Source organism: Streptomyces sp. NPDC107575 (assembly GCF_055657265.1).
In genome coordinates this window covers 1,168,048-1,191,661 of record NZ_JBVKBG010000002.1, presented here as the reverse complement: position 1 = coordinate 1,191,661, position 23,614 = coordinate 1,168,048, and the positions used below count along the sequence as shown (strand labels likewise).

Below are 23,614 nucleotides of genomic sequence, written 5' to 3'. Positions count from 1 at the left end.
ATGAAGATCGCGATCACCGGCGGTGGCCCCGGCGGACTCTACTTCGCCGCCCTGATGAAGCAGCTCGACCCCGGCCATGCCGTCACGGTCTGGGAGCGCAACGCACCCGACGACACCTTCGGCTTCGGTGTCGTCTTCTCCGACGAGACACTCGGCGGCATCGAGAACGCCGACACCGTCTTCGCCGAGGAGATGGCCCGCCGCTTCGCCCGCTGGACGGACATCGACATCCACTACCGCGGCGAGATGCACACCGTCGGCGGTCAGGGCTTCGCCGCCATGGGCCGCAAGGAACTGCTCCGCCTCCTGCAGGAGCGCTGCCGCGAACTCGGCGTCGACGTCCGCCACTCCACCACGGCCCCCGAACCGGAGCAGCTGCGCGCCACCCACGACCTGGTCGTGGGCGCGGACGGCGTCAACTCCCGCATCCGTGCCACCTACCAGGACGCCTTCCGCCCCTCCCTGGACCGCCGCCACAGCAAGTTCATGTGGCTCGGCACCGACCGGGTCTTCGAGGCCTTCCAGTTCTTCGTCAAGCAGACGCAGTACGGCGTGATGCAGGTGCACGCCTATCCGTACTCCGACGAGGGCTCCACCTTCATCGTCGAAATGCACGAGGACGTCTGGCGGCGGGCCGGGTTCGACGCCACCGAAGACCTCGAACTGCCGCCCGGCGTCTCCGACGAACAGGCCGTCGACCGCGTCCGTGAGCTGTTTACCGACGAACTCGACGGGCACAGGCTGCTGGCCAACAACTCCAAGTGGATCAACTTCACCACCGTCCGCAACGAGCGTTGGCACCACGGCAACCTGGTCCTGATCGGCGACGCCGCCCACACCGCGCACTTCTCCATCGGCTCCGGCACCAAGCTGGCCATGGAGGACGCCCTCGCCCTGGCGGCCTGCCTGCACGAACACCCGGACGTCGAGCAGGCGTTGAGCGCCTACGAGGACGAGCGCCGCCCGGTGGTCGAATCCACCCAGCGCGCCGCCCAGGCCTCCCTGGAATGGTTCGAGAACATCGGCATGTACGTCCACCAGGAACCGACCCAGTTCTGCTTCAACCTGCTCACCCGCTCCCGGCGCATCACGCAGGAGAACCTGCGGGCACGCGACCCCGAGTTCGCCTCCCGCGTCGAAGCGGCCTTCGCCGCTGACCAGGGCGTCGGCGAGGTCGCACCCGCCATGTTCCAGCCCTTCCGCATCGGCGAACTCGAGCTGAAGAACCGCGTCATCGTCTCCCCGATGGACATGTACCGCGCGGTCGACGGTGTCCCCGGCGACTTCCACCTCGTCCACCTCGGCTCCAAGGCCATGGGCGGAGCCGGCCTGGTGATGACAGAGATGGTCACGACCTCACCCCAGGCACGGATCACCCCGGGCTGCACCGGGCTGTGGAACGACGAGCAGGGCACTGCGTGGCAGCGGATCGTCTCCTACGTCCACGACAACTCCGACGCACGCATCGGCATCCAGCTCGGGCACGCGGGCCGCAAGGGCTCGACCCGCCCGATGTGGGACGGCATGGACGACCCGCTGCCCGAGGGCAACTGGGAAACCGTCTCTCCGTCCCCGCTCCCCTACGGCCCCGGGTCCGCCGTCCCGCGCGAGGTGTCCCGCACGGAGATGGACGCCATCACCGAGGACTTCGTCGCCGCGGCCCGCCGTGCCGCCGACGCCGGCTTCGATCTTCTCGAACTGCACTGCGCGCACGGCTACTTGCTGTCGTCCTTCCTCTCCCCGCTCGCCAACCGGCGCACGGACGCATACGGGGGCAGCCTGGAGAACCGGCTGCGCTACCCGCTCGAAGTCCTCGACGCGGTCCGCGCCGCCTGGCCCGCCGACCGCCCGCTCACCGTCCGCATCTCCGCGACCGACTGGGCCCCGGACGGCAACACCGAACACGACGCCGTCGAGATCGCCCGCGCGTTCATCGCGCACGGCGCCGACGCCATCGACGTCTCCTCCGGACAGGTCACCAAGGACGAGCGCCCCGCCTTCGGCCGGTCGTACCAGACCCCGTTCGCCGACCGCATCCGGCAGCAGGCCGCAGCCGGAACCGGCGCCGCCGTCATCGCCGTCGGCGCCATCGCCTCCTACGACGACGTCAACTCGATCCTCCTGGCCGGCCGCGCCGACCTCTGTGCGATCGGCCGCACCCACTTGTACGACCCGCACTGGACACTGCATGCGGCGGCCGAACAGGAATACCGCGGTACGGCCGCCGAGTGGCCGCTTCCCTTCAAGGCCGGCCGCCGCAAGCCGCCGGCCGCCCGCACCGACGCGGTCCGCCCCCGGCTCTCGCTCCTGCGCGCCCCGGACGCCACGGACCAGAGCATCCACCTGCGCTGGGCCCCGCACCGTGCACCGGCCGGGGTCTGAAGGCCCGGTGGACGGCACCCGCGGCATCGCGCGTGCCGTCCACCGCTCCCGCGTCGAATGGTCGGACACCGACGCCGCCGGCCACCATCACAACACCGCCATCACCCGCTACGTGGAGGCCGCCGAAGCCGCTCTCATCCGTGAACGGGGCATCACGGGCTACTTCGGGGCCGCACCGCGCGTGCACTTCGAAGCGGACTACTCCGCCCCGCTCTGGTTCGGCCAACCGACCACCACGATCCTGACGGTGGAACACATCGGCGCCTCCTCGCTCCGCTACCACTTCGAAGTCTGGGGCGAGGCCACGGCCCACCACTCCCGTCAGCTCGCGGCCTCGGGCCGCTACACGGTCGTCCATGTCCCAGCCGGACGACCGGACCGACCAGGACGCACCAGCGCGGCATGGCCCAACGCCTGGATCACCGCGCTGACCACGCAGAATCACACCGCCTGAGCGTCGCGGGAAGAACCAGCTCGGTGTCCGCTGTGGCATCACATCCGCTAAATGCCGTCGCCTTACGCCAGACGCCGGCGCTCACCCCTCCAGCAGCCCCGTTTGCCGTCCCGGGGCTGCGCACGAGCCCCACGCCTGCGAATTCCGGACCGAGACGTACTTGCGTTGGAGCGGACTCCAACTCCTAGATTCCGGACGCATGCGATACATCAAGCTCGGATCGACCGGACTGGACGTCTCCGCCATCACCCTCGGCTGTATGAGCTTCGGCGAGCCGGACCGGGGCGGCGAGCCCTGGTCGCTGGGCGCGGACGCCAGCCGGGACATCATCAGGCAGGCACTCGAGGGCGGCGTCAACTTCCTGGACACGGCCAACGGGTACAGCGCCGGAAGCAGCGAGGAGATCGTCGGCCAGGCGGTCAAGGACTTCACCCGGCGCGAGGAGGTCGTTCTCGCCACCAAGGTCTGGATGCGGATGCGCCCCGGCCCGAACGGCGCCGGGCTGTCCCGCAAGGCGATCTTCGCGGAGCTCGACGCCTCCCTGAAGCGACTGGGAACCGACTACATCGACCTCTACCAGATCCACCGCTGGGACTACGACACACCGATCGAGGAAACCCTTGAGGCGCTGCACGACGCGGTCAGGTCCGGGAAGGTCCGCTACATCGGAGCCTCGTCCATGTACGCCTGGCAGTTCACCAAGGCCCTGTACCTGGCCGACCTGAACGGCTGGACCCGGTTCGTGTCGATGCAGGACCACTACAACCTCATCCACCGGGAAGCAGAGCGGGAGATGCTCCCCCTCTGCGCCGACCAGGGCATCGGCGTGATCCCGTGGAGCCCGCTGGCACGGGGCAGGCTGACGCGGACTCAGGGCACCGCCACGGCGCGCGCCGAGACCGACCCGGGCGGCAAGATCCTCTACCGCGACCAGGACCAGGCAGTGGCCGAGCGCGTCCACGAGATCGCGGCCAAGCGGGGCCTGTCCCCGGCCCAGGTCGCCCTGGCCTGGGTCATGCGCAACCCGGTGGTGACCTCGCCCATCGTCGGGGTCACCAAGCCGGCCCAACTGGCCGACGCGCTCGCCGCGGTGGACGTCGAACTCGACGAAGACGAGGCCGCCCACCTGGAGGAGCCCTACCAGCCGCACGAGGCCGCATACCTGGACGAAGCCTTCTCCAAGCGGCGGCCTGCGGCGGGCTCCCGGTAGCCCGGGCTCCCGCCGGGCCGTCGACGAACCCGCTGTGTGGGGGGCGCGAACTCCGGATCCGTCAGAGTTTGCCTTCCATGAGCACCGTGCGATGTCCCCCAAGCGCACGGGATAGGCCCTCGAGGAAGCCGGGACTGAAGTCGGGCCAGTCCCAGAACTCGAAGCCGAGATGTCCGAAGGCGAAGTAGCCATCCGACCAGGTCCACGCAGTCAGGTCACCAGAGTGCCGACAATGCGGGCAGGTGACTGCCGCGCTGCCTGTGTCGCTCCAAGCCTCGATGGCTTCCCCGAAGGGTTCCCACGCCCCCTCGATCTCCTCCAGCCGGTCGGTGCAGAAATCCGCCCGACCACCACAATGGGGGCACTTCGCGAACATGGGGTCGCCCTGACCGCAGTTGAATACGGTGCGCCCGGTCTCGACCCTGAGTCCGCCGCTGGGCTCCCAGCCCTCTTCACCGAGCGCCTTGGCCCAGGAGGGGCCGGGCGGATGGCCCGACGGCGCCCCGAGAACACAGTCCGTGAGCTCGGCCCGAACGATCCCCTCGCTGACCAGCCAGTCGAGTCCGCTGTCTGCCAGGGCCCGGGCGTCCGCATGCGTGGCGTCGAGATCGACGACGGTCTGGAAGTAGTTCCCCATGAGGCAACAGTAGAAGCAGCCACACAACCCGAGCCCGGGAGACCCGACATGTTCGTGGCGAGTTCCGGCATGCCGATGGCGCCGGGCTCATGCCGTGACCGGAAGTTCGGTGGTGAGGTGGCGGATTGCGCCGGACACTCAGCGACCGGTGGAGCCATCAGTCAGTTCACGGATGATGTCCGCGTGACCGGCGTGCCGGCCGGTCTCCTCGATCATGTGGGTGAGTGCCCAGCGAACGCTGGGAGCAGGGCGGCCCGGCCGCGCTCGAGGAACGGGTGCGCTGAGGTCGGGGCAGCCGTCGAGCACTTCGTTCGCGCGCTCGACCGCGTCTCGATAACGGGCAACGACATCGGCCACGCTGTCCGTCGCCGCTGCCTGGAAGGTCGTTTTCCAGTCAGCGACGTCGTCCCCGAGGAACACCGATCGTTCGACGAAGGTCAGATGGTGGAGCAGGCCGAGCAGGTTTGTGCCTGACGGCACAGCGGCTGTGCGCACTTGGGGTTCGGGAGCGCCGTCGACCTTCGCGGCGATCGATGTGCGGAGGTAGTCGAGGAATCCACGCAGGACCTCGCTCTCGCTGTTTGCGGTCCTGGGCGGCGGGGTGTCGCGGCGCCGATCGCGGCGCGTGGGGCTGGGCACGGGGATCTCCTTGCCTACGAGGCCGACTGCCGGGTCAGGCGGCGCGGCGGATGAGGAGGACATGGTCGGTGACCACGGCGGTGTGCCCGTCAGGTCCGCTCGCCGTACGGCGGGGTGTGTCGGCACGCTCCACGGTCCACATGGCCTGGTCAAGGCCGATACCCATAGCGACTTGCCGGGGGCTGGGGTACTGGATGTCGGGGTCCTGGTTCCATGACCACGGCGCGGTCGAGCCGTGGTCGACGACCAGCAGCCGCCCGCCCGGGCGCAGCGCATGCGCGGCCGCGTGCAGGACGGCCGCCCGGTCCAAGTCGTAGGGCGTGTGCAGGTAGTGGGCGCAGACCAGGTCGAACTCACCGGGCGGGAAGGACTCGTGCAGGTCGTGCCGCTCGGCGACGAGGCGCTCGCCCAGTCCTTGTGCGCGGGCGAGGGCGGCGAGCCGCTCGACCGCCACGGCCGAGATGTCGACGGCGGTGACGCGCCACTCATGGCGGGCGAGCCACAGCGCGTCGCCGCCGGCGCCGCATCCGAGGTCCAAAGCGTCGCTGGGCGGCAGACCCGTCACCGTCTCGGTGAGACGTGCATTCGGCTGTGGGCCGCGGGCTCGGGGCCGGGCCGCGTAGACGCCGTCCCAGAACGCGACCGCATCGGTGGTGCTCATCAAGACCTCCTCGGGTCGGTCGGATTGCGCTCAGTTTGCGAGCCGCCCCATGCCTTGGCACGGAATCTTGCGGTTATGGCAAGGTGACCCGATGGATCAGCCTGCGGACGACGACGTGCTCGATGCGGTAGGTCCACGGCTTCGTGCACTGCGCCGTGACCGGGGGATCACCCTCGCCGGCCTCGCGGCGACGACCGGCGTCTCGGAGAGCACGCTGTCCCGGTTGGAGAGCGGTCAGCGCAGGCCGAGCCTGGAGCTGTTGCTGCCGCTGGCCCGTATTTACGACGTTCCGCTGGACGACCTCGTCGGCGCCCCGCGCACAGGTGATCCGCGGATCCACCTCAAGCCGATCAAGCGATTCGGCATGACCTTCCTGCCGCTGTCCCGGCGGCCGGGCGGGGTGCACGCGTTCAAGATGATCATTCCTGGCCGGCCGGAACCGCTGGAGCCGACCCCACAGACCCATGAGGGCTTCGAATGGCTCTATGTGCTCAACGGTCGACTGCGGCTCGTGCTCGGCGAGCGCGACCTGACGTTGCCGCCGGGCGAGGCAGCGGAGTTCGACACGTCCTTGCCGCACTGGCTGGGCAGCGCTGACGGCGGCGCGGTCGAGCTTCTGATCCTGTTCGGTCTGCAAGGGGTACGCGCGCACGTACGCACCGCCGCTCAGCGGTAGCCGGAGGCGTACGTCCGGGGGGTCTCCACACGCTCAAGGATCGGGCAGGGCAGGCAAGCGCGATGCCGCGGACCGGGCTGATGGGGCGATGAAGCCTGCAGGCTGGTCGAACCGGTGGCCTGCGGCCGTGTGCTGACGCGCAGTCACTTACTCCACTGCCCGCCCCCTACTGCGGTATCACCTCTGCATTGGCTCCCTGGTATGACGACCGATCTGTGGCCGACCCTGCACGCTTCCCTCCATCAGCACGGCAAGCAGGCGGCAGCGTTCCTCATCCCGGCGCGGTCGGCTTCGACCGCGTGCTTCGACCGCCCTCAACCGCTCGGTGCCGCCGGAGAGGACACCCATGGCAACAACCCTCGATCCCCCGGTCCGCATCAGGAGGACCGCTGTCGGCGCGGTGAGCTTACTGGCACTGGCCACCGGTGCGCTGGAGTCGGTGGTGACGCCGACGCTCCCGCTGCTGCAACGTGAGCTCGACATGACCCCGGCGCAAGGGGCGCTGCTCAGCATCGTGCTTCTCATCACCGGCGCCCTCATCACTCCCATCGCCGGAAAGCTCGGCGACCGCTACGGGGGCAAGCGGATCCTGACCCGCCTGATGGCGGTGGTTTCGGCCGGCGGTCTTGTGTCCGCCCTCGCGCCGAATCTGCCCGTGCTGTTGCTCGGCCAGGTACTGCAAGGGGCGATGGTGGGCGCGCTGCCCCTGTCGTTCATCGTCGTCCGCAGACACCTCCCCGAAGAGGAAGCGAAGGTGGCCATCGGGGTGGTCAGCGGGTTGTTCGTCGGGGGCGGCATGGTGGGGACCCTGGCGGCCGGGCCCGTGGCGGAAGCGCTGTCACGGCACTGGATGTTCGCGCTGCCGACCTTCGCCGTCATCGGAGCCACCGCCCTGGTGAGCAGGCTGTTGCCGCACGATCCGCCGACTCGGTCCGATGGCTCTGGCATGGACTGGCCTGGTCTGGTCCTCCTGAGCGGGGCACTGACCACGCTGATGCTCGTGCTCGCGCTCCTGCCCGAGGTGGCCTCGCAACCGCTCGTGCTCGGCGCTCTCGTCGTGGTGCTGGCCGCGTTCGTGACCGGGTGGGCAGCCGTCGAGCGGCGGGCGGCCTCCCCGATGATCGATCTGCGCATGCTGGCCCGGCCTGCGATCTGGAAGGCCTGCGTGGTGACGTTCGTGATCTGCGTCGGCACGTCCGTGGCGGTCTATCTCGTCCCGCAGCTGTTAGCGGTGCCTACCGACGCGTACGGCTTCGGGGCCAGTGCCACCGAGATCGGGCTCTTCCTGCTTCCCGGTGCCGTGACCGCGTCACTGGCCGGGCCGCTCGGCGGGATCGGAACGCGCCGATTCGGCTCGCGCCGCGTGGTCACCACAGGGGTCCTGATCATGGCGGCCGCACTGATCGTCCTGGCCGCGGTGCACACGGAACCCTGGCACCTCATCGTCGGCAAGGCGTTCATCGCGCTGGCCAACGGCCTGTGCGTCACCGCGTTGATGACCAGCACCGCCACCTCCGTCGACCAGGGCGACACCGGCATCGCCACCAGTCTGGTCCTGGTGACTCGCTTGGTCGGCTACGCCGTGGGCGCGCAGCTGGGCGGCGCGCTCCTCACCGCCGCCACCCCTTCCGGGTCGAACGTCCCGGCCGAATCTGCCTTCGTCACCGGCTTCGTCATCGCCGGTGCCGTCACGGCGCTCGCCCTGCTCGTCACCCGCTCCACGAATCAAGGAGTCAACGAATGACCGACACCGATCGGACGGACACCCACGTCACCCCGAGGCCCACGGTCCTGATCTCCGGCGCCGGCATCGCGGGCCCCGCCCTCGCCTACTGGCTGACCCGCTACGGATTCGTGGTGACTGTCGTCGAGAAAGCGGCCGCACCGCGACATGGCGGCTACCCCATTGACGTGCGCGGTACGGCGCTCGAAGTCATCAAGAGGATGGGCCTCCTGCCACAACTGCGGGACGCGCACATCGACCTGCGCCGGATGACCTTCCTCGACGGAGAAGGTGACACGGTCGCCACACTCCACCCGCACACCATCTCCGGCGGAGTCGCGGGCCAGGACCTGGAGGTACGGCGCGGAGACCTGACCGGCACCCTGTACGCGGCAGTCCGTGACGACGTGGAGTTCCTGTTCAACGACTCCATCGACACCCTCGACCAGTCCGAGCACGGGGTCGATGTCACCTTCAGCGGCGGCGGACAGCGCACGTTCGACATCGTGATCGGCGCCGACGGCGCGCATTCCCGTACCCGCCGTATGGCGTTCGGCGCAGAGCAGCCGTTCCACCATTACCTCGGCTACCGCTTCGGTATCTTCACCATGCCCAACACCTTCGGGCTCTCCCGCGAGACCGTCATGTGGAACACCCCGGGCAGGGCCGCGGCCCTCTACGCCGTGGGGGAAGCCGAAGACGTGCATGCCTTCCTGAACTTCTCCCACCCACGGCCACAGCACGAGGCGTTCTCGGATGCGAAGGCCCAACGGGACCTGCTGGCCGAGGTGTTCGGTGACGCGGGATGGAGGATCCCGGACCTGCTTGCCGCCCTTCGCGACGCCGACGACGTGTTCTACGACGCGGTCGGCCAGATCCGCATGCCTCGCTGGTCCAGCGGCAGGGTCGCGCTGGTCGGCGACAGTGCCTACGCGCCATCGTTCCTCACCGGCCAGGGCACCAGTCTCGCGCTCGTCGGCGCGTACATGCTCGCCCACTCCCTCGCCGCCACCCCGGGCGACCACGCTGCGGGGTTCGCCGCGTACGAACACGGGACCCGCGAGTTCGTGAGCCAGAACCAGGGGCTGGTCGGCGCAGGTGACGCTCCGCTCTTCCCGACCACCGCGCAGGCGCTGAAACAGCGCAACGACAGACTCCGCAGCCTCGACGCCCTCCCCTCCGCCCAGGCACGGCCCGCCCACTCGGCCCTCGCCCTGCCCGACCTCACGCCCCCTGACTGCGAGGCCTGACCTGCTCGACATTCATCAGGCACAGAAGCACTCCCCGTCCGCATGATTCGGTCCAGGCCGAAACACGTTGCGGGTCGCGTGTGCGCGTCACGAGCCTGGGCGGACGACCGAACGACCAGGCGTGACCGTCCTCGTGGGGCGGCCGCGCGCACGGTGACAAGGAGACCTGCTCATGCTCACTCTCACGCGTCCGAAGATCACCACGGCCCTCACGGGCGTGCGCACGACCTCAGCTCGCGAACCGGGTGGTACGACGACCGCGGCACACTCCGCACCGGCCGCCGACGCGGCCGCACAGACTCAGAGGTGACCCACATGCGCAGACTTCTCCTTGTCGTCGCTGCCGGGATCCTCGCGGCGTTCGGGCTCAGCGCGCCCACCACCGTGACAGCGGCGCCGCCGCCGGACCTCGGCACAAGCGCAGTGTTCAGCAAGCCGGGTGGCACCGAGGTCAAAGACCAACTGATCCGTCTGATCGACGGATCCGAGCACGGCTCGATCTACCTGAGCACCTTCCTCTTCCGCGACGAGGACGTCGCCGCGAGCCTCACCGATGCCGCCGAGCGGGGCGTGGGCGTGAAGGTGATCGCCGACTACCGGACCCTCAACAAGCACCCGGCCATCTACGAGCGCTTCGACGACACGATGAAGAACGACGGCAAGGACTCCACCTGGGCGAAGCTCTGCTCCAAGGGCTCAGGGTGCATCGGGAACAAGGGCTCCGCGTACCAGCACAGCAAGTTCGCCCTGTTCTCCAACACCCTGCGGCAGTCCAAGGTCACCTTCATCACGACCGCGAACCTCACGGGCGACGACACCGTGGGCGGCACCGGCGGCTGGAACAGCGCCTACACGCGGGTCGGCAAGGACGGCCTCTACGACCGCATGCGCGACTACTTCTACGACCTACGGGCGGAGACCAAGAACGACGACTACTACAACACGGAGGACGGCAAGCCGGCCACGTACAAGAACGTCAAGACGTACTTCCACCCGCGGCAGGGCGCCAACACATTCGTCAACATCCTCAAGGGCGTGGACTGCAACAAGGGGGCGCTGATCCGGATCGACCACTGGTGGCTCGCGAAGACGGACCTCGCCAAGAAGCTCTGGGAGATGGGGCGGACGGGATGCGGGGTGCAGATCGTGGCCAACCAGATCTCCGAGAAGGCATGCGAGGCGCTGACCAAGAAGGACGGCGGTTACACCGGTCCGCAGATCCGCGGCTTCCCCGCCGCCCAGCGCGAGCACGGGACACACGGGAAGAACATGACGATCGTCGGGGACTATCTCGGCAAGGACCGGTACGTCACCTTCACCGGCAGCGCCAACTTCACCCCGTCGTCGCTGGAGGAGAACGACGAGGTCACCGCGCGGATCGAGGACAAGACCATCCACCACCTGTACGCCGGCAACATGCTGGACGTCTGGAACGCGGCGACCATCCGCGACCGGGACTGCACGAAGCTGGCCCCGGCCGATGCAAGGGCTCCGGCCGATGAGGACAGCTGACTGACGCTTCCGCGTGCCGGGCACCGCCCGTCGCACCACCAACCAGGGCGCGGCGGGCGGCCCTTGGCGAACCCGGGAGGGCAGAAGGGAGGGGGCCTGTCCTAGTGATGTGGAGGGCGGGGACAGCTCTGTTCGCGCCAGGCACGGGGCGAGAGCCCGTACGCCTGCTTGAACACCTTGCTGAAGTGTGTCGCGTCGACGAAGCCCCAGCTTCGCCCTATCGCGGCGATGGTCCGTAGCCGCCCGCCTGGTTGCGCCAACTCCCGTCTGCATTCGGCGAGTCGGCGTGCGCGGATCCAGTCGCCGAGGCTGATCCCCGACCGGGACAGGACCGCGTAGAGGTGGCGTACGGAGATGTCGTGGGCGGCGGCGATCCGTGCCGCCGACAGATCGGGCTCGGCCAGGTGCTGCTGGATGTAGCGGGTGATCCGAAGGCTCAGTGTCGCCTCCAACGGCCCTCGGGCCAGGCGGGAGTTGTCGGCCTGGGATGCCAGGACGGCACGCAGCAGTTCAACGCTGGGTTCCGCGACGGCGTCGGCGTGTGCCCCCTGCTGCAGCTCGTCACTGCCGGCCAGTTCGGAGAAGTACGTGAAGGCGAGGCGCGCGACGGGATTACCCGATCCCAAGGTGACCGTGCCGGTCTCGCGCAGCAGCCGGTCGGGAAGCGCGAGTGCCGCGCGGGGGAATCGCAGGAAGTGGTGGTCGACCCCCTCGTCGAAGACGAGTGTGTACGGAGCGATCGTCTCGTAGACGGCGAACTCCCCCGGCCGCAGGACGCATTCGCGCCCGTTCTGCACCACCAGGCTGGTGCCGGTCATCTGCAGGCCGAGGAAGACGGCCGGCTCCTCGTCCTTGCGGGCCAGCCGCGCCGTCCGGCGGACCGTGACCGCCGTCGCCCGCGCCGAACAGATCCTGAGGGGGCCGACGGCGCCGAGGCCGATGCGTACGGAGATGTCCTCGGCCGCGGGCTGGTGATCGATGTCGACCGCCACCACGGACTCCCACACCGAGTGCCGGACGACTTCCTCGCGGTCCCGCGGCGGTATGGACGCGGTGTCCAGAACCGGACTCATGACGCCCCCCCCACGCACAGGAACCCGCCTGCTAAGGCGCCGACTTGATCCCGTGCACCACTGACAAACTTCCCCGCACGAACGACAAAGACCGAGGCCCCCGCCAACCCTAATCTCCACGGGAGCGGCCGACACCGGCTTCCGGAACACCGGCGCCGTTCCGCCGCATCCGTACATCTCCCCTCATGAGAGGACCACCCATGTCCATCCGCCTCGGCAAACGACTCAGAACCCTCCTGGCGGCCGGCTCTCTGACCGCCGGCATGTTCGGCGGCGCCATCGCCCTCGCCCCTTCGGCGGCCGCCTGGACGTACGTCGGGGAATGCTCGTCCAGCCACAAGATCAGCTACAACCTGACCTCTACGCAGCAGATCAAGATCCCGGACGTCTGGTACCAGGGGTACTACAACGTGCGGTGCTGGATGGACTACGGCAGCACCGGAGAGGGCGTCAGGGCCCTCCAGCTCGCCCTGAAGACGTGCTACGGACGCGCCATCGCCGTCGACGGCGACTTCGGCCCGGCCACGCGGGACGCCCTCAAGTACGCCCAGCGGCAGGAGGGAATCACCGTCGACGGCCTGTACGGCGAGCAGTCCTTCGAGCATCTGAAATGGGCCAGGTACACCCAGGACGGAACGCGCAACGGCTGCGCGCAGCGCGACTTCTGACCCGAGGGAGAGCGAAGCACCGAGGCAGGTCCGGACAGAGCTCGGCGTGGCGGCCGACGGGCACACGGCCTGGAAGCAGGATGGCACTTGAAATGGACGGAGGGCGACGGGCCCAGCTCTGGACGACGCCCTCAAGTCGGCCGCCCACCGTTGACGTCTTCGCGGACGTCCCGCCCAAGTATTGGATGACCGGCGGGTGAATACATCGTTCCGCCTGTTCAGCGCACCGGGCAGGCGTTGATTATTCCGTGGTTTCGCAGCGCGTAGCTCCGTAGAGTCGGCCGGACCAACAACGAGCGGGGGTGGAGCCAATGAAACTGGCCGAGGCACTGGCGGAGCGGGCGGATGCAACACGACGCGTCGAGCAGCTGCGCGCACGCATCGTCGACAACGCGCGCTATCAGGAAGGCGAGACGCCCGCGGAGGACGCGCCGCAGCTGCTGACCGAGGTCGGCGAGGTACTGGACCGCCTCGAACTGCTGATCCGGCGGATCAACCGCACCAATGCCACCGTGCGGATCGGCGAGGACGGCACGCTCACCGACGCGCTCGCACGCCGGGACGTGCTCCGCCTGCGCCACTCAGTCATCACCAAGGCGGCGGACTCGGCCGCAGGATCGGGCAACCGGGGTTACGGCCGGCAGCTGCGCTCCGAACTGGTGATGCTCTCCGCGCTCTCGGTCGCCGAACTGCGCACGCAGTCCGATGTCCTGGCGCGCGAGATCCGTGAGATCGACGTGCGTATCCAGCGTGCGAACTGGGAGGTCGATCTGCTGGACTAGATGGTCCACGGAGGTCATCACGATGTGGAGCAGGTAGCCGTGTCGGAGGCGTGCACACACCGAGGGCCGGCGGTTTCCGGCCCACTCCTGGCGCGTGAAGAGCAACGCGGGGGTTCGACTCCCCACGAAACAGTGCAGCTCAGCACCGCGTACAGGTGACAGTGCACCGCGCACAGCACATCACCACGTGCAGATCCGAGACGGTGAGGGTGGGCTCGGGGCTCCCCACATCACAGCAGATCCGGTAAGCCGCCATGCAGCAGCATGGCTTCCCCGCCAGTGGCGGGTGTTCCGGGCCCAGGGCCCACTGTCGTGTCTCAGCACGACCCGTTGATACGACGTGTCCCGCCCTAACGATTGACGTAGCCCATGTGCTCGGCGTTGTAGCGGTCGCCGCTGACACCGGCCCGCCGCACAAGGCCGTCGAGGTCGGCGATCTCGTCCGCGGACAGCGCGGCAGCCGTCGCGGCGTTGTTCTCCCGGATGCGGGACATACGGCGGGTGCCGGGAATCGGCACGATCCACGGCTGCTGCGCGAGCAGCCAGGCCAGGGCGATCTGGCCCGGCGTCACGCCCTTCCCCTCGGCGAGTTTGCGGACGTGGTCGACGAGGGCCAGGTTTGCGGTCAGGTTCTCCGCCTCGAAGCGCGGGACCCGGTGGCGGATGTCGCCTGCGGCGAAGGTCGTGGACGTGTCGACGGCGCCCGTGAGGAAACCCTTGCCGAGAGGGCTGAACGGCACGAATCCAACACCGAGTTCGGAGAGGGTGGGCAGCACCTCGGTCTCGGGGTCCCGTGTCCAGAGCGAGTACTCGCTCTGGACCGCGGTCACGGGGTGGACGACATGTGCGGCGCGGATGGTGGCGGCCGATGCCTCGGAGAGCCCGAAGTGCCTGACCTTCCCCTCGGCGATCAGCTCGCCGACCGTGCCCGCGACGTCCTCGATCGGCACGTCCGGGTCGACTCGGTGCTGGTAGAGGAGATCGATGGTGTCGGTGCGCAGCCGCCTCAGGGACGCCTCCGCGACGCGACGGATCTGCTCGGGGCGGCTGTTGAGGCCGACGCTGCGGCCGTCCTGGATGTCCCATCCGAACTTGGTGGCGATGACGACCTGGTCGCGGATCGGCTCCAACGCCTCGCCGACCAGTTCCTCGTTCACGTAGGGTCCGTAGACCTCAGCCGTGTCGAAGAAGGTCACGCCCTCGTCGACCGCGGAGCGCAGCACCGCGATCATGTCGTCGCGGCTGCCGGGGTTGGGGCCGTAGCTCTGGGACATGCCCATCGCACCGAGCCCGATCGCGGATACGTCCAGGCCCTGGCCGAGTGTTCTGGTGTGCATGGTCAGCTCTCCTGAGTCGTAATTGGGTACCCGCCGTGCGGCGGCTGCGCGGTAGACGTCGCGGCGAGACTCGCGCAACCACGGGCGCTCCCCGGCTGGGCGAGCCGGGCCCGGCGGCGCACATTGTGCGCTCCCCAGCGGGTACGGAACGCGTCGCTACACGTGGACAGCTCACCGATCAGATCGTGCAACCCCTTGTCCCGGAGGTCCGGCCGGCTTCGGTACGCAGGATCGACACCCTCCGGTGTCCGGAGACCGGCAAGCCGACCTGCTCGGGATGAGGCTCGCTCGACGGGACATGAGGAACTGCCCTGCTTCGTTCCTGGCATCCATGCACTTCACGCTAATACGCGAAGCCGCTGTGAGGGATGCCCTGCCAGTACCTCCCTCACCAGGGACTGCCACGCCCGGCATGCGCGGCGATGTCATTGGCACTACACCTACAGAGATCGACCGGCACACGTCGGCGCCGGCACTGCCTTCCCCACTGGTGACCGTTAACGATCAGTTCGAGCCAATTCCACCCAGCCGTTGGCCAGTTCAGTTTACCGATCTTTGACATCTCCTTGGGATCCTTTTTACGCTCGATCGGGCGGTACGGATCTTGGTCCTCGTACCGCTGTCCCCACCACATTTGCGGAGGTCGACATGGAGAAGCTCGTCAAGAAGATGGCCCAGGACGCCAACTGGCAGGGCTGGGTCGCCGCCAACTCGGCGACCGCCGCCAAGGACGGCTGCATCAGCGCCGCCCCCAAGGCGGGCTGCATCAGTGCCGCCCCGAAGACCGGCTGCATCTCCTGAAGCAGGACGCACCCGGTCGCACGGTCAAGGACTGCGGCTGAGCACCGACCCGGGTGACAGCGACGGTCCAGGGCGGGCCGCGGCCAGAGCGACAGGACCGGCCGCGGCCCGCCCCCCAGGCGGCGTACGGGCGACAGCGAGCGCCCCGCCCCTCCCCCCACGCTCCCGATCCTTCGAGGACGACCATGGACGGTCAGCCGACTGCCGACGTCATAGAGCAGGTCAAGGACATACCGATCTACCGCGACTCCGTCGCGCGCGGCCACTTCCCCGTGCTGGAGAAGCCCGAGATCGCCCGCGGATTCCCGGACAACTGGATGACGCCACGGCTGGAGGCCGCCCTCGCGGCCGGCGCGGCGGAGTACGTCCTGTCCACAGGCACCAACCACGCGCGGATGCAGCTCATCCGCCCCCCGTACTTCCTGCTCCGCTCCTACTACCGGTTGTGGAGCGAGCACCCCGACATCGCGCACACCTGGCGGGACGGCTGCCGACGCGCCTCCCTCACCACGGTTCTGGCGACCGAACACGTGGCCCGCGTGAATGCGAAGAAGCGCGGCGGCGGGCGGGACGGAAACGCCAGCGACAGCTCCAGCTCCAGCTCCAGCTCCAGCTCCAGCGGCGACGCAAGCACCCCGGGCGCCGAACCCTCCCTCGAGGACAGGTGGTTGGACGAGCGCACCGTCTATCTCAACCTGCGTCTCGACCCCGCCCTGTGGGAGCGTGCCGACGTCGAGCGCATGCTCGGCGAGCTGCGCGCGATCGCCGCCTCGCACCCCGAGGGCCGCTACCACCTGGACTGCTCCGGCTACCACCTGGCACACCTCGTGCGCCACGCCGAGGACGCCGGACTGTGGGAGAACCCGGAGTCGTTCCCGCGCCCGGCGAGCATCATCACCGCGTACGAGTACACGCCGCGCAACGTACGCCGCTTCCTGGAGAGCCGGTTCGACTGCCCGGTCGTCGACCTCTTCGGCAGCACCGAGCTCGGCTACCTCTTCTACAGCGACCGCACCGGCAGTTACCGCCCGTACCTGGAGGGGATGAGCGTCGAGCTCCTCCCCGTCGCCCCGGACAGCACCCTCTACTCCCTCATCGTCACCAGCGTCCGCAACCCGCACATGCCACTGGTCCGCTATCGCTCCGGCGACTGCGCCCGTACACGGGACGGCTCGCCGGACCCCGAGAAGATCGTGTCGTTCTGCGGCCGGGAGAAGGAGCTCCTCGACGGGCCGGACGGGCCCGTCGCGGCGGGCGACCTGGACGAGCGGGTCGCCACCACCGCACCCCGCGTCTTCGTGCACCAACTGCTGCTGCCGGAGGCCGAAACGGAGGGGCGCGGGTCACGGTCGGCCGTGCTCCGCTGCACCACCTTCGACGGCAAGCCGCTCGGCACGGACGAGTCCGAAGCACTGGGGCGCTCCGTCACCGCGCTGACCGGGCGTGCCTGCCGCGTCGAACACCGGGACCACATCCCCATCGGCGCATCCGGCAAGTACGCCTGGCTGGAGCGGAGTTGACGGGCAGCGCCCCAGTAGGAGCGAAGGCCGGGACACCCCGGGGCGGCACCGCGGGAAACACCTGAGGGGAACGACGTGAACGACCAGAACCACATGACCAATCAGCAGGACCCGCACGCGGCACACGAAGCGCCCACCACGACCGTCACCGACGAGGACCTGCGCGAACTGCTCGGCCACGGCCTGCACGGCGAGGTGGTCGCCTACTTCGTGAAGGAGACGGGCGAGGAACGTGCCTACGTGGAGCGGCAGGTCACCGAGTGCCTCCGCTACCTCTACCTCGTCTCGAAGTACCGCGAGCGGCTCAGCGGCCTCTTCCTCCCCGTCGAGCAGGCCATCGACGAGATCTGGCACTACCTGATCCTCCAGACTCGCGAATACGTCGCCCTGTGCGAGGAGCGCCTGCCGGGCCGGTACTTCATCCACCACCGCAGCATCGCCTACGAGGACTACCAGGCCGAGCCGGGCCGCGAGCGGGCGGCCGAGGAGGCGCTGCGCTGGATCCCGTTGTACTGCCGGGAGTTCGGGCCCTTCGACGAGGGTGCGCTGCCGCACTGGACCATCGTGCGCTACCTGCACCAGCACATGGACATGCCGCTGGACGAGATCTCGGCACTTGAACCGATGGAGCCGAACGCCGCGGCCGAGCCGAACGCCCCCGCCGAGCCGATCGGCGCGGCGTGACCTCTGCGGCACGCCCCTCGCAGGCCGGACGACCGACGCCCGAACCCGAACCCGAACACCCCGCGCAGCGGCGTGTGTTGACCGTCCTCGCGCTCTGCCAGGCCCTGAGCGGGGCGGGCCTCGCCGCCGGCATCACCGTGGGGGCGTTGCTCGCCGAGCAGATGCTGGGCTCCACGAGCCTTGCCGGGTTGCCCAGCGCGCTGTTCACCGGGGGCGCCGCGCTCGGTTCGGTGGGCATCGGGCGGCTGTGCCAGCGGTGGGGCCGACGCCCCGGGCTCGCCCTGGGTTACGGGACGGGAGCGGTCGGCAGCCTCGGCGTCGTGCTCGCCGCGGTCGCGGACAGTGTGCCGCTGCTGTTCGTCTCGCTGCTGGTGTACGGCTCGGGCACGGCCGCCAATCTCCTCGCCCGGTACGCCGGGGCCGACCTCGCCTCGCCCGCGCGGCGTGGCCGGGCGGTCAGCACCGTCCTGTTCGCGACGACGTTCGGGGCGGTCATCGGCCCCAACCTCGCCGACGTGACCGGTAATTGGGCCCACGCCTGGGGCATACCGCGCCTCGCGGGCCCCTTCCTGCTCGCCACGGCCGCGTACGGTGCGGCCTCCCTGGCCCTGGCCGTCCTCCTGCGCCCGGACCCGCTGCTGCTCGCACGCGAACAGGCCGCCGAGGAGGAGGTGACGGCGGAGCCTGGGTCGGCCGCCGGGACCGCGGGACGTACGGACACCCGCGGCCTGGCCACCGGCACCGCTGTCATGATCCTCACCCAGCTCGTGATGATCGCTGTCATGACGATGACGCCGGTCCACATGCAGGCCCACGGGCACGGCACCCAGGCAACGGGCCTGGTCATCGCCCTGCACGTGGGCGCCATGTATCTGCCGTCACCGCTCACGGGGCTGCTGGTCGACCGCATCGGACGGCTGTGGCTGGCCGCGGCCTCCGGGACGACGCTGCTCGCGGCGGGGGCGCTCGCCGCGCTGGCGCCGCCGCACTCCGTCGCCGCGCTCGCCACGGCCCTGGTCCTGCTGGGCCTCGGCTGGAACTTCGGCCTCGTCAGCGGCACCGCCCTCATCACGGACGCGCTCCCCGTGGCCACCCGGGCCCGCACCCAAGGCCTCGTCGACGTCGGCATCTCCCTCGCGGGCGCCACGGGCGGGGCAGCCTCCGGCGCGGTGGTGGCCGGCGCCGGCTTCCCCGCACTGGGCCTCACCGGCGGCCTCCTGGCCGCACTCCTCACCCCGCTGGCCCTGCTGCGACTCCGCGCGGCGAGCCGCGGCGGCCAGGGAGACGCCGGAACGGACAGGCTTTCCAAGTCCGCTGGGACCGAGGGCAGTTCCGGCACCGGCGCGGCGGCAGAGCCCGCGGGTCACTAGGCCTGCGGTCTCTGCACGTTGGTGACGGCCAGGGGGCTCGCAGGCAGTGCCGACTGCCAGCCTGCGCCAGACCGCGGCGAGGAAGCCGCGGGCCGCGACCGCGAAGCCGGCCAGCTGGTTGGCTTACTGAGCGTTCGCCCTGAGGTGTGCGTTTGGTTCCGGGATAGGTTCCGTGCCGATTGGGGGCTTCGTCAGCCGACCGGCGGGTTATGAGGTCGATCATCTCGGGGCGGATCACGGCTTCGAAGCGCTGTGGGCGCCGTTCGTAGTCGCGGGTCGAGCGGCAGTGATGCACGGGCTACCCGATGCATCGGTCGGTGGCCGACAGTGGTGCGCAGAGCGTGCGGCCCTACTTCTGCGGCACGACAACCGTGCGACAACACCCGCCGCGGACAGCGAAAAGGCCGCCTCCGCGATTCTGCGGAGACGGCCTGCGACCTGCGACCTGCGACCTGCGACCTGCGTAAACGATGGTCGGGGCGACAGGATTTGAACCTGCTCCCCCTTGGCCCTCAGCCGTCAATCACATCCCTGCAGCAGACCCGTCTCGTCCTCGATGGAGTGCCGGGTGCCGTGGGACGCGGACGACGGCTTCGTGCTCTCCGGCATGCGCAACGGAGACCCTAGGCCGACGACATCGAGGACGCCTGACAGACCAAGATCCTGAACGCGCATGGCGGTTCGGGGCACCAGCCGCGGACGAGAGGTGCTGACCGGGAGCGGATCGGGGCGCGCCAGGAAGAAGTAGCATCGTCGCCGACGTGGCGAGGTGACGGCCGTCGCTTACTGACAAGGCGGTGTGAAGCGTGGAACAGAAGAAGCCCTGGACGATCCAGTGGCATATTGCCGCGGATGGAACGGTGATCAAGCAGCGGTCCCGGGGCAGCGCGGAGCACGAACAGCTGTTCCAGCAGTTTGCGACGACGCGGACGCCGAAGATCGAGCAGCTCGACGCCATGGAAGAGGAGCTGCAGCGTGCCAGCTCCTCCGGCGAGCGAAGGTCCAGAGTCCTCCTCTACCTGGCCTACGTGGCCCTCGCAGGGCTCGTGGCCGGGATTGTGTCGACCTGGGCCGGCATCGACGCCGGGTTCTTGACGCTGGGGTCGCTCGCTGTCGTCGTTCTCCTCGGGCTCAGCACGGGCGTCATCATGCGGGCATCGATCAGCCGCTATCAGCGCGCCCACCGGCAAGCCGGGTTCGAATCATCGAACGGCATCACGCTCGCCGCTCGCGAGGCCCGCGTGATGATCAGCGATCCAGAAGCTGTCTCCGGCAGGGAGTTCGCCGCCGTCCGAGCCTGAGGGCCGACGTGGGTGCTCCAACGACCAGAAGTTCAGGCTCCTCGATCCGCGGCGAACAGCAATCCAGGAGAGGAAACAAGCAGCTCAAACGAGCCTTCTTCCTCTCCGCGTTCGCAGCCCTGGCCGCCCCTGCGTCCCGCGCCCACGACGACAAAAGGATCAAGGAGGGCAAGCACCACACCCAAGCCCTCCTCCGCCTCGCCCGCCGCCGAGCAGACGCTGGTGATCTGGTGGGTGATGCTGAAGCGGGCGACGTAGTCGCCGCCGTGCTCGGTCCACAACTGGAATCCCATGCGCGCGCCCATGCCGATCACCCAGAGCGCCGCCGAGACCGCGCCGGCCTTGATCAGGACGTGCTCCCCGGAGACCCGGACCCTGGTGTAGACGCCGCCGGCGATGCCGAGTGCGGCGCCCGTGGCCACCAGGGTGCCGATCAGCACCAGGTCGTTGCCTCCGGTCGGTACGGATTCGAGGTACTGGTGGGCCACGAAGGCCACGATCCCCAGCGGGATGAGGAAGGTCCGCCAGTCCAGTCGGCCCTCCCGCAGCTGCCGGAAACCGACAAGGCGGAGAGCGATGTCGGTGATCCACTCGGTCGTAGTCATGCCCACAAGACTGCTGCGGCAATGCCTCGACCACCTGGACCCACGGGTGGACCTCCGGGTGGACATCGGTCGGCCGAAGGTGGACCAACCCCCACGGTGTCCGTCAGCCGGACGGCGCGGTCACTGCACCGCGCCGTCCGGAATGCACACGTACCCCTGGCCCCATGCGTTCCGTTCCACGTGGCTGGGTTCCGTGGAGCCGAGGCAGAAGAGCCATGCCTCGCGGTAGGACGGGTTGGTCAGGATCAGCTCCTGCTCGTCCTCATCGGCGCGGACAAGGCTGTCGTACGCCTCATTGGACAGGACGACCGTGCCGGTGCCCGGCCCGGGGTCGGCGGCCGGAGCCGGGGTGGAGCAGGCGACGGAGGCGGCCAGGGCCAGGAGGAGGGCGCCGGTGGCGGAGCGGATGTGCATCTGGGAGTTCTCCCTGTTTCGACGACGACGGAACATCGCCTGCTCAACCCCGGACTCCCCGCTTGGTCACGCTCCGGACCACCGAGTGGCCTGAAGAAGACACCCCACGAAGTCGCCTGCTATGCCTGCCGCTTCACGTACGTGACTGCGATCATGCCGGCGGAGAAGACGACCGGCACGACCGCCCCACCTGAAGCGACAGCGGCGAGCGGGGACTGTCCGAGAGCGGCAAGACCGATCCCGGAGGTGAGCCCGGCGATGACGGAGATCAGAGCGACGACCACTACGTGGTGCACGCGGTGGTCGCAGGTGGAAGTGGTTGCGGACAAGAAAGGCCCTCCACGGCATCGTCAGAGCGCCGTCACGGAGACCGGGGCAGGAGTCGTCCCGCTGCCGGGGCCGTGTCACGACGTCGCCGCCCGATGGGCGTCGCCACAGGAGAGCGCCGGCCAGGCGCCCCTATAGGTACTCTGCCGCCGCATTTCGACGGTTCGCCGTCCGCACCGATACACCGCGCCTTCAAGGGGCTCGTCAACTGCGTACACATTTAACCAACGCCACTGACATCCGGCCGAGTTGCCGGGACACCCTCGGGACCGGCGACGGCCCCGGGCAGTGCCCATCGCATGGCCCCGCCCTACGCGCCGGCGCCGAGCCGCACCCCAGACCAGCTAGGCGGAAGGCGGGGAAAGCGGGGACGGCGTGGCAGCAGACAGGGCGCCGAGCACGTGCGGCAGGTCCTCGCTGCCCGCGCCGATCAGTATGCGCGCGCCGGGCACCGGTCCGTCCAGTGCCTCGCATTCGGCGACGAGCCCGAATTGCGCCTCCTCCGCCCCGTCCGTACGCCCGTAGCGGCCGAACCGCAGCCGCAGCGGGTCGTCACGGTGCGGTGGCCGCACCCGAACCAGGCGCAGAGTGCCGGGGAAGAGCCGCATCCCGAAGCTGCCGGTGCCCACTGCCGGTCCGGTTACGGCGGCAAGCCCCTGCGGCCCGGTCCGCAGCCACCCCATCGACAGCAGCTGCCACGGGCCCGGCCCCCACACGATGCCCTGGAAGCGGCGCTCCACCACCGGCACGATGGGCTCCATCCGCACCAGTGTCGGCAGCCTTCGCCGCATCAACCGGTAAGCCCAGCAGGCCATGCCCACCGCGCTCAGCGCACCCACGGCACCCCCAGTCCACGCCATCGCCCAGGGGCGGCCCTCCGAGAAGAACGCGCCCAGGGCCCCGCCCAGCCCTGCCATGATCAAGGTCACCCCTGGCACCACCGTCTGCCACGGCCAGTTCAACCGGGACACGCCACCACGCACCATCCGCCACAGCCCCGACCACAGGAACGCCACCCCCAGCCCGGCGAGGGCCGCCCCGAATGCGGCGGGGAGCACGAACTCCCGGCCCGGGTAGTGCGCTGTGCGCAGCGTCAGCTCCTCACCGCCCGCCGACACCTCCAACAGCCGCACCGAATCGCGCCACCAGAACAGGGTTGCCCTTCCGCGACCGTCGGCCGCCTCGACCAGGTCCTGGTCCGCGCCGTCGATGTCCAGTTTGATGGCCAGCGTGCTCCCGCCGGTCCGGCCGAACTCGAACTGGTAGCGGGCCCCGGTCTTCTTGTTCAGCTTCAGCAGTACCTCGTCCACTGCCACTTGCTCCGCCCGCATGCAGAACGGCTCCTGGTACCGGTCCCCACACACCTTCAGCCTGCCGGTGTCCCGCCCTTGGGCGCCGTGTATCGCCAGGCGTGGGAAGTCGAGGTCGGCGGAGCGGGCACGCTCCGCGCTCCGTGCCAGCTGCCATGCCGCCCCCAGCAGCACGACGGCCAACACCACCCGCACCGTCCCCCAGACCACGTCATGCACCCGCCCGCGCACCGGCCCCACCTCCCCTGCCCCCCCCGGACGCCCCTCGCGCCGGTGTG

22 protein-coding genes and 3 pseudogenes are annotated in these 23,614 nt (G+C 69.4%); 15 read left to right on the top strand and 10 right to left on the bottom strand.

The genetic code is table 11. From position 1 onward, the window contains the following. The 3 genes from ACZ7L4_RS11995 to ACZ7L4_RS11985 all read left to right on the top strand — a co-directional run bounded on the left by ACZ7L4_RS11995 (window position 1) and on the right by ACZ7L4_RS11985 (window position 4,046). The gene (locus ACZ7L4_RS11995) at window positions 1–2,382 is read left to right on the top strand and encodes a bifunctional salicylyl-CoA 5-hydroxylase/oxidoreductase (RefSeq protein ID WP_472101588.1); all 2,382 of its coding nucleotides are present in this window, start codon (window positions 1–3) and stop codon (window positions 2,380–2,382) included. Between the two features lie 7 nt (window positions 2,383–2,389). Beyond that, complete coding sequence (locus tag ACZ7L4_RS11990; RefSeq protein WP_472101587.1) at window positions 2,390–2,836, top strand: acyl-CoA thioesterase; 447 nt, start codon at window positions 2,390–2,392, stop codon at window positions 2,834–2,836. Window positions 2,837–3,035: 199 nt separating this feature from the next. After that, a complete protein-coding gene (locus ACZ7L4_RS11985) occupies window positions 3,036–4,046 on the top strand; it encodes an aldo/keto reductase (RefSeq protein ID WP_472101586.1) in 1,011 nt (336 codons plus the stop codon). A gap of 61 nt (window positions 4,047–4,107) precedes the next feature. On the opposite strand, the gene ACZ7L4_RS11980 is transcribed toward ACZ7L4_RS11985, so the two are convergent. From ACZ7L4_RS11980 to ACZ7L4_RS11970, 3 genes are all read right to left on the bottom strand, one after another. Next, window positions 4,108–4,683 carry a hypothetical protein gene (locus ACZ7L4_RS11980; protein WP_472101585.1) on the bottom strand — a complete coding sequence of 192 codons (576 nt, stop codon included), beginning with the start codon at window positions 4,681–4,683 and terminating at the stop codon, window positions 4,108–4,110. Window positions 4,684–4,821: 138 nt separating this feature from the next. Beyond that, entirely contained in the window at window positions 4,822–5,322 is a 501-nt protein-coding gene (locus tag ACZ7L4_RS11975) for a DinB family protein (protein WP_472101584.1), read from the bottom strand. A gap of 34 nt (window positions 5,323–5,356) precedes the next feature. Continuing rightward, a complete protein-coding gene (locus ACZ7L4_RS11970; RefSeq protein WP_472101583.1) occupies window positions 5,357–5,983 on the bottom strand; it encodes a class I SAM-dependent methyltransferase in 627 nt (208 codons plus the stop codon). Between the two features lie 91 nt (window positions 5,984–6,074). Here ACZ7L4_RS11970 and ACZ7L4_RS11965 point away from each other — a divergent pair, with 91 nt between their 5' ends. From ACZ7L4_RS11965 to ACZ7L4_RS11950, 4 genes are all read left to right on the top strand, one after another. Further along, entirely contained in the window at window positions 6,075–6,659 is a 585-nt protein-coding gene (locus tag ACZ7L4_RS11965) for a helix-turn-helix domain-containing protein (RefSeq protein WP_472101582.1), read from the top strand. A gap of 346 nt (window positions 6,660–7,005) precedes the next feature. Then, window positions 7,006–8,403: an MFS transporter gene (locus ACZ7L4_RS11960; RefSeq protein ID WP_472101581.1), complete on the top strand. Its 1,398-nt coding sequence runs from the start codon at window positions 7,006–7,008 to the stop codon at window positions 8,401–8,403. Further along, the gene (locus tag ACZ7L4_RS11955) at window positions 8,400–9,632 is read left to right on the top strand and encodes an FAD-dependent monooxygenase (protein WP_472101580.1); all 1,233 of its coding nucleotides are present in this window, start codon (window positions 8,400–8,402) and stop codon (window positions 9,630–9,632) included. Before ACZ7L4_RS11960 ends, ACZ7L4_RS11955 begins: the two co-directional genes overlap by 4 nt. 315 nt (window positions 9,633–9,947) lie before the next feature. After that, the gene (locus ACZ7L4_RS11950; protein WP_472101579.1) at window positions 9,948–11,144 is read left to right on the top strand and encodes a phospholipase D-like domain-containing protein; all 1,197 of its coding nucleotides are present in this window, start codon (window positions 9,948–9,950) and stop codon (window positions 11,142–11,144) included. 101 nt (window positions 11,145–11,245) lie between these two features. Here the strand turns inward: ACZ7L4_RS11950 and ACZ7L4_RS11945 are convergent, their stop codons facing one another. Then, window positions 11,246–12,217, bottom strand: a complete 972-nt coding sequence (locus ACZ7L4_RS11945; RefSeq protein WP_472101578.1) for an AraC-like ligand-binding domain-containing protein — start codon at window positions 12,215–12,217, stop codon at window positions 11,246–11,248. Window positions 12,218–12,417: 200 nt separating this feature from the next. On the opposite strand from ACZ7L4_RS11945, the gene ACZ7L4_RS11940 reads away from it, so the two are divergent. Next, window positions 12,418–12,885: a peptidoglycan-binding domain-containing protein gene (locus ACZ7L4_RS11940; RefSeq protein WP_472101577.1), complete on the top strand. Its 468-nt coding sequence runs from the start codon at window positions 12,418–12,420 to the stop codon at window positions 12,883–12,885. A gap of 311 nt (window positions 12,886–13,196) precedes the next feature. After that, on the top strand, window positions 13,197–13,667 hold the full coding sequence (locus ACZ7L4_RS11935; protein ID WP_399231953.1) for a DIP1984 family protein: 471 nt from the start codon (window positions 13,197–13,199) through the stop codon (window positions 13,665–13,667). A 350-nt stretch (window positions 13,668–14,017) separates the two neighbouring features. Here the strand turns inward: ACZ7L4_RS11935 and ACZ7L4_RS11930 are convergent, their stop codons facing one another. Further along, window positions 14,018–15,004 carry an aldo/keto reductase gene (locus ACZ7L4_RS11930; RefSeq protein WP_472101576.1) on the bottom strand — a complete coding sequence of 329 codons (987 nt, stop codon included), beginning with the start codon at window positions 15,002–15,004 and terminating at the stop codon, window positions 14,018–14,020. A 116-nt stretch (window positions 15,005–15,120) separates the two neighbouring features. Further along, window positions 15,121–15,242, bottom strand: a pseudogene (locus ACZ7L4_RS11925) (MmyB family transcriptional regulator); the annotation flags it as partial. A gap of 410 nt (window positions 15,243–15,652) precedes the next feature. Between ACZ7L4_RS11925 and ACZ7L4_RS11920 the strand changes: the two are divergent. From ACZ7L4_RS11920 to ACZ7L4_RS11895, 6 genes and pseudogenes are all read left to right on the top strand, one after another. Next, window positions 15,653–15,805 carry a hypothetical protein gene (locus ACZ7L4_RS11920; RefSeq protein ID WP_266717401.1) on the top strand — a complete coding sequence of 51 codons (153 nt, stop codon included), beginning with the start codon at window positions 15,653–15,655 and terminating at the stop codon, window positions 15,803–15,805. A gap of 185 nt (window positions 15,806–15,990) precedes the next feature. Beyond that, a complete protein-coding gene (locus ACZ7L4_RS11915) occupies window positions 15,991–17,325 on the top strand; it encodes a hypothetical protein (RefSeq protein WP_472101575.1) in 1,335 nt (444 codons plus the stop codon). 93 nt (window positions 17,326–17,418) lie between these two features. Next, on the top strand, window positions 17,419–18,009 hold the full coding sequence (locus ACZ7L4_RS11910; protein WP_472102020.1) for a glycine-rich domain-containing protein: 591 nt from the start codon (window positions 17,419–17,421) through the stop codon (window positions 18,007–18,009). Next, window positions 18,006–19,379 (top strand): MFS transporter, encoded by a 1,374-nt coding sequence (locus ACZ7L4_RS11905; protein WP_472101574.1) that lies wholly within the window; start codon window positions 18,006–18,008, stop codon window positions 19,377–19,379. The genes ACZ7L4_RS11910 and ACZ7L4_RS11905 overlap by 4 nt, the downstream gene beginning before the upstream one ends. Before the next feature lie 806 nt (window positions 19,380–20,185). Next, window positions 20,186–20,680 carry a hypothetical protein gene (locus ACZ7L4_RS11900; protein ID WP_472101573.1) on the top strand — a complete coding sequence of 165 codons (495 nt, stop codon included), beginning with the start codon at window positions 20,186–20,188 and terminating at the stop codon, window positions 20,678–20,680. 14 nt (window positions 20,681–20,694) lie between these two features. Beyond that, a pseudogene (locus ACZ7L4_RS11895) lies at window positions 20,695–20,898 on the top strand (transposase); the annotation flags it as partial. On the opposite strand, the pseudogene ACZ7L4_RS11890 reads toward ACZ7L4_RS11895, so the two are convergent. From ACZ7L4_RS11890 to ACZ7L4_RS11875, 4 genes and pseudogenes are all read right to left on the bottom strand, one after another. Further along, a pseudogene (locus ACZ7L4_RS11890) lies at window positions 20,899–21,285 on the bottom strand (hypothetical protein); the annotation flags it as partial. It abuts the pseudogene before it with no gap. Window positions 21,286–21,405: 120 nt separating this feature from the next. After that, a complete protein-coding gene (locus ACZ7L4_RS11885) occupies window positions 21,406–21,699 on the bottom strand; it encodes a hypothetical protein (RefSeq protein ID WP_472101572.1) in 294 nt (97 codons plus the stop codon). Between the two features lie 119 nt (window positions 21,700–21,818). Beyond that, window positions 21,819–22,028 carry a hypothetical protein gene (locus tag ACZ7L4_RS11880; RefSeq protein WP_472101571.1) on the bottom strand — a complete coding sequence of 70 codons (210 nt, stop codon included), beginning with the start codon at window positions 22,026–22,028 and terminating at the stop codon, window positions 21,819–21,821. Window positions 22,029–22,370: 342 nt separating this feature from the next. Beyond that, window positions 22,371–23,567 (bottom strand): hypothetical protein, encoded by a 1,197-nt coding sequence (locus ACZ7L4_RS11875; RefSeq protein WP_472101570.1) that lies wholly within the window; start codon window positions 23,565–23,567, stop codon window positions 22,371–22,373. Window positions 23,568–23,614 lie beyond the last annotated feature (47 nt).

Excerpts from the sequence above, each read along its gene's own strand:
- ACZ7L4_RS11995 (WP_472101588.1), top strand. The coding sequence starts at position 1 with ATGAAGATCGCGATCACCGGCGGTGGCCCCGGCGGACTCTACTTCGCC.
- ACZ7L4_RS11985 (WP_472101586.1), top strand. The coding sequence starts at position 3,036 with ATGCGATACATCAAGCTCGGATCGACCGGACTGGACGTCTCCGCCATC.
- ACZ7L4_RS11980 (WP_472101585.1), bottom strand. The coding sequence starts at position 4,683 with ATGGGGAACTACTTCCAGACCGTCGTCGATCTCGACGCCACGCATGCG.
- ACZ7L4_RS11970 (WP_472101583.1), bottom strand. The coding sequence starts at position 5,983 with ATGAGCACCACCGATGCGGTCGCGTTCTGGGACGGCGTCTACGCGGCC.
- ACZ7L4_RS11965 (WP_472101582.1), top strand. The coding sequence starts at position 6,075 with ATGGATCAGCCTGCGGACGACGACGTGCTCGATGCGGTAGGTCCACGG.
- ACZ7L4_RS11960 (WP_472101581.1), top strand. The coding sequence starts at position 7,006 with ATGGCAACAACCCTCGATCCCCCGGTCCGCATCAGGAGGACCGCTGTC.
- ACZ7L4_RS11955 (WP_472101580.1), top strand. The coding sequence starts at position 8,400 with ATGACCGACACCGATCGGACGGACACCCACGTCACCCCGAGGCCCACG.
- ACZ7L4_RS11950 (WP_472101579.1), top strand. The coding sequence starts at position 9,948 with ATGCGCAGACTTCTCCTTGTCGTCGCTGCCGGGATCCTCGCGGCGTTC.
- ACZ7L4_RS11945 (WP_472101578.1), bottom strand. The coding sequence starts at position 12,217 with ATGAGTCCGGTTCTGGACACCGCGTCCATACCGCCGCGGGACCGCGAG.
- ACZ7L4_RS11940 (WP_472101577.1), top strand. The coding sequence starts at position 12,418 with ATGTCCATCCGCCTCGGCAAACGACTCAGAACCCTCCTGGCGGCCGGC.
- ACZ7L4_RS11935 (WP_399231953.1), top strand. The coding sequence starts at position 13,197 with ATGAAACTGGCCGAGGCACTGGCGGAGCGGGCGGATGCAACACGACGC.
- ACZ7L4_RS11930 (WP_472101576.1), bottom strand. The coding sequence starts at position 15,004 with ATGCACACCAGAACACTCGGCCAGGGCCTGGACGTATCCGCGATCGGG.
- ACZ7L4_RS11920 (WP_266717401.1), top strand. The coding sequence starts at position 15,653 with ATGGAGAAGCTCGTCAAGAAGATGGCCCAGGACGCCAACTGGCAGGGC.
- ACZ7L4_RS11915 (WP_472101575.1), top strand. The coding sequence starts at position 15,991 with ATGGACGGTCAGCCGACTGCCGACGTCATAGAGCAGGTCAAGGACATA.
- ACZ7L4_RS11910 (WP_472102020.1), top strand. The coding sequence starts at position 17,419 with ATGACCAATCAGCAGGACCCGCACGCGGCACACGAAGCGCCCACCACG.
- ACZ7L4_RS11885 (WP_472101572.1), bottom strand. The coding sequence starts at position 21,699 with ATGCACATCCGCTCCGCCACCGGCGCCCTCCTCCTGGCCCTGGCCGCC.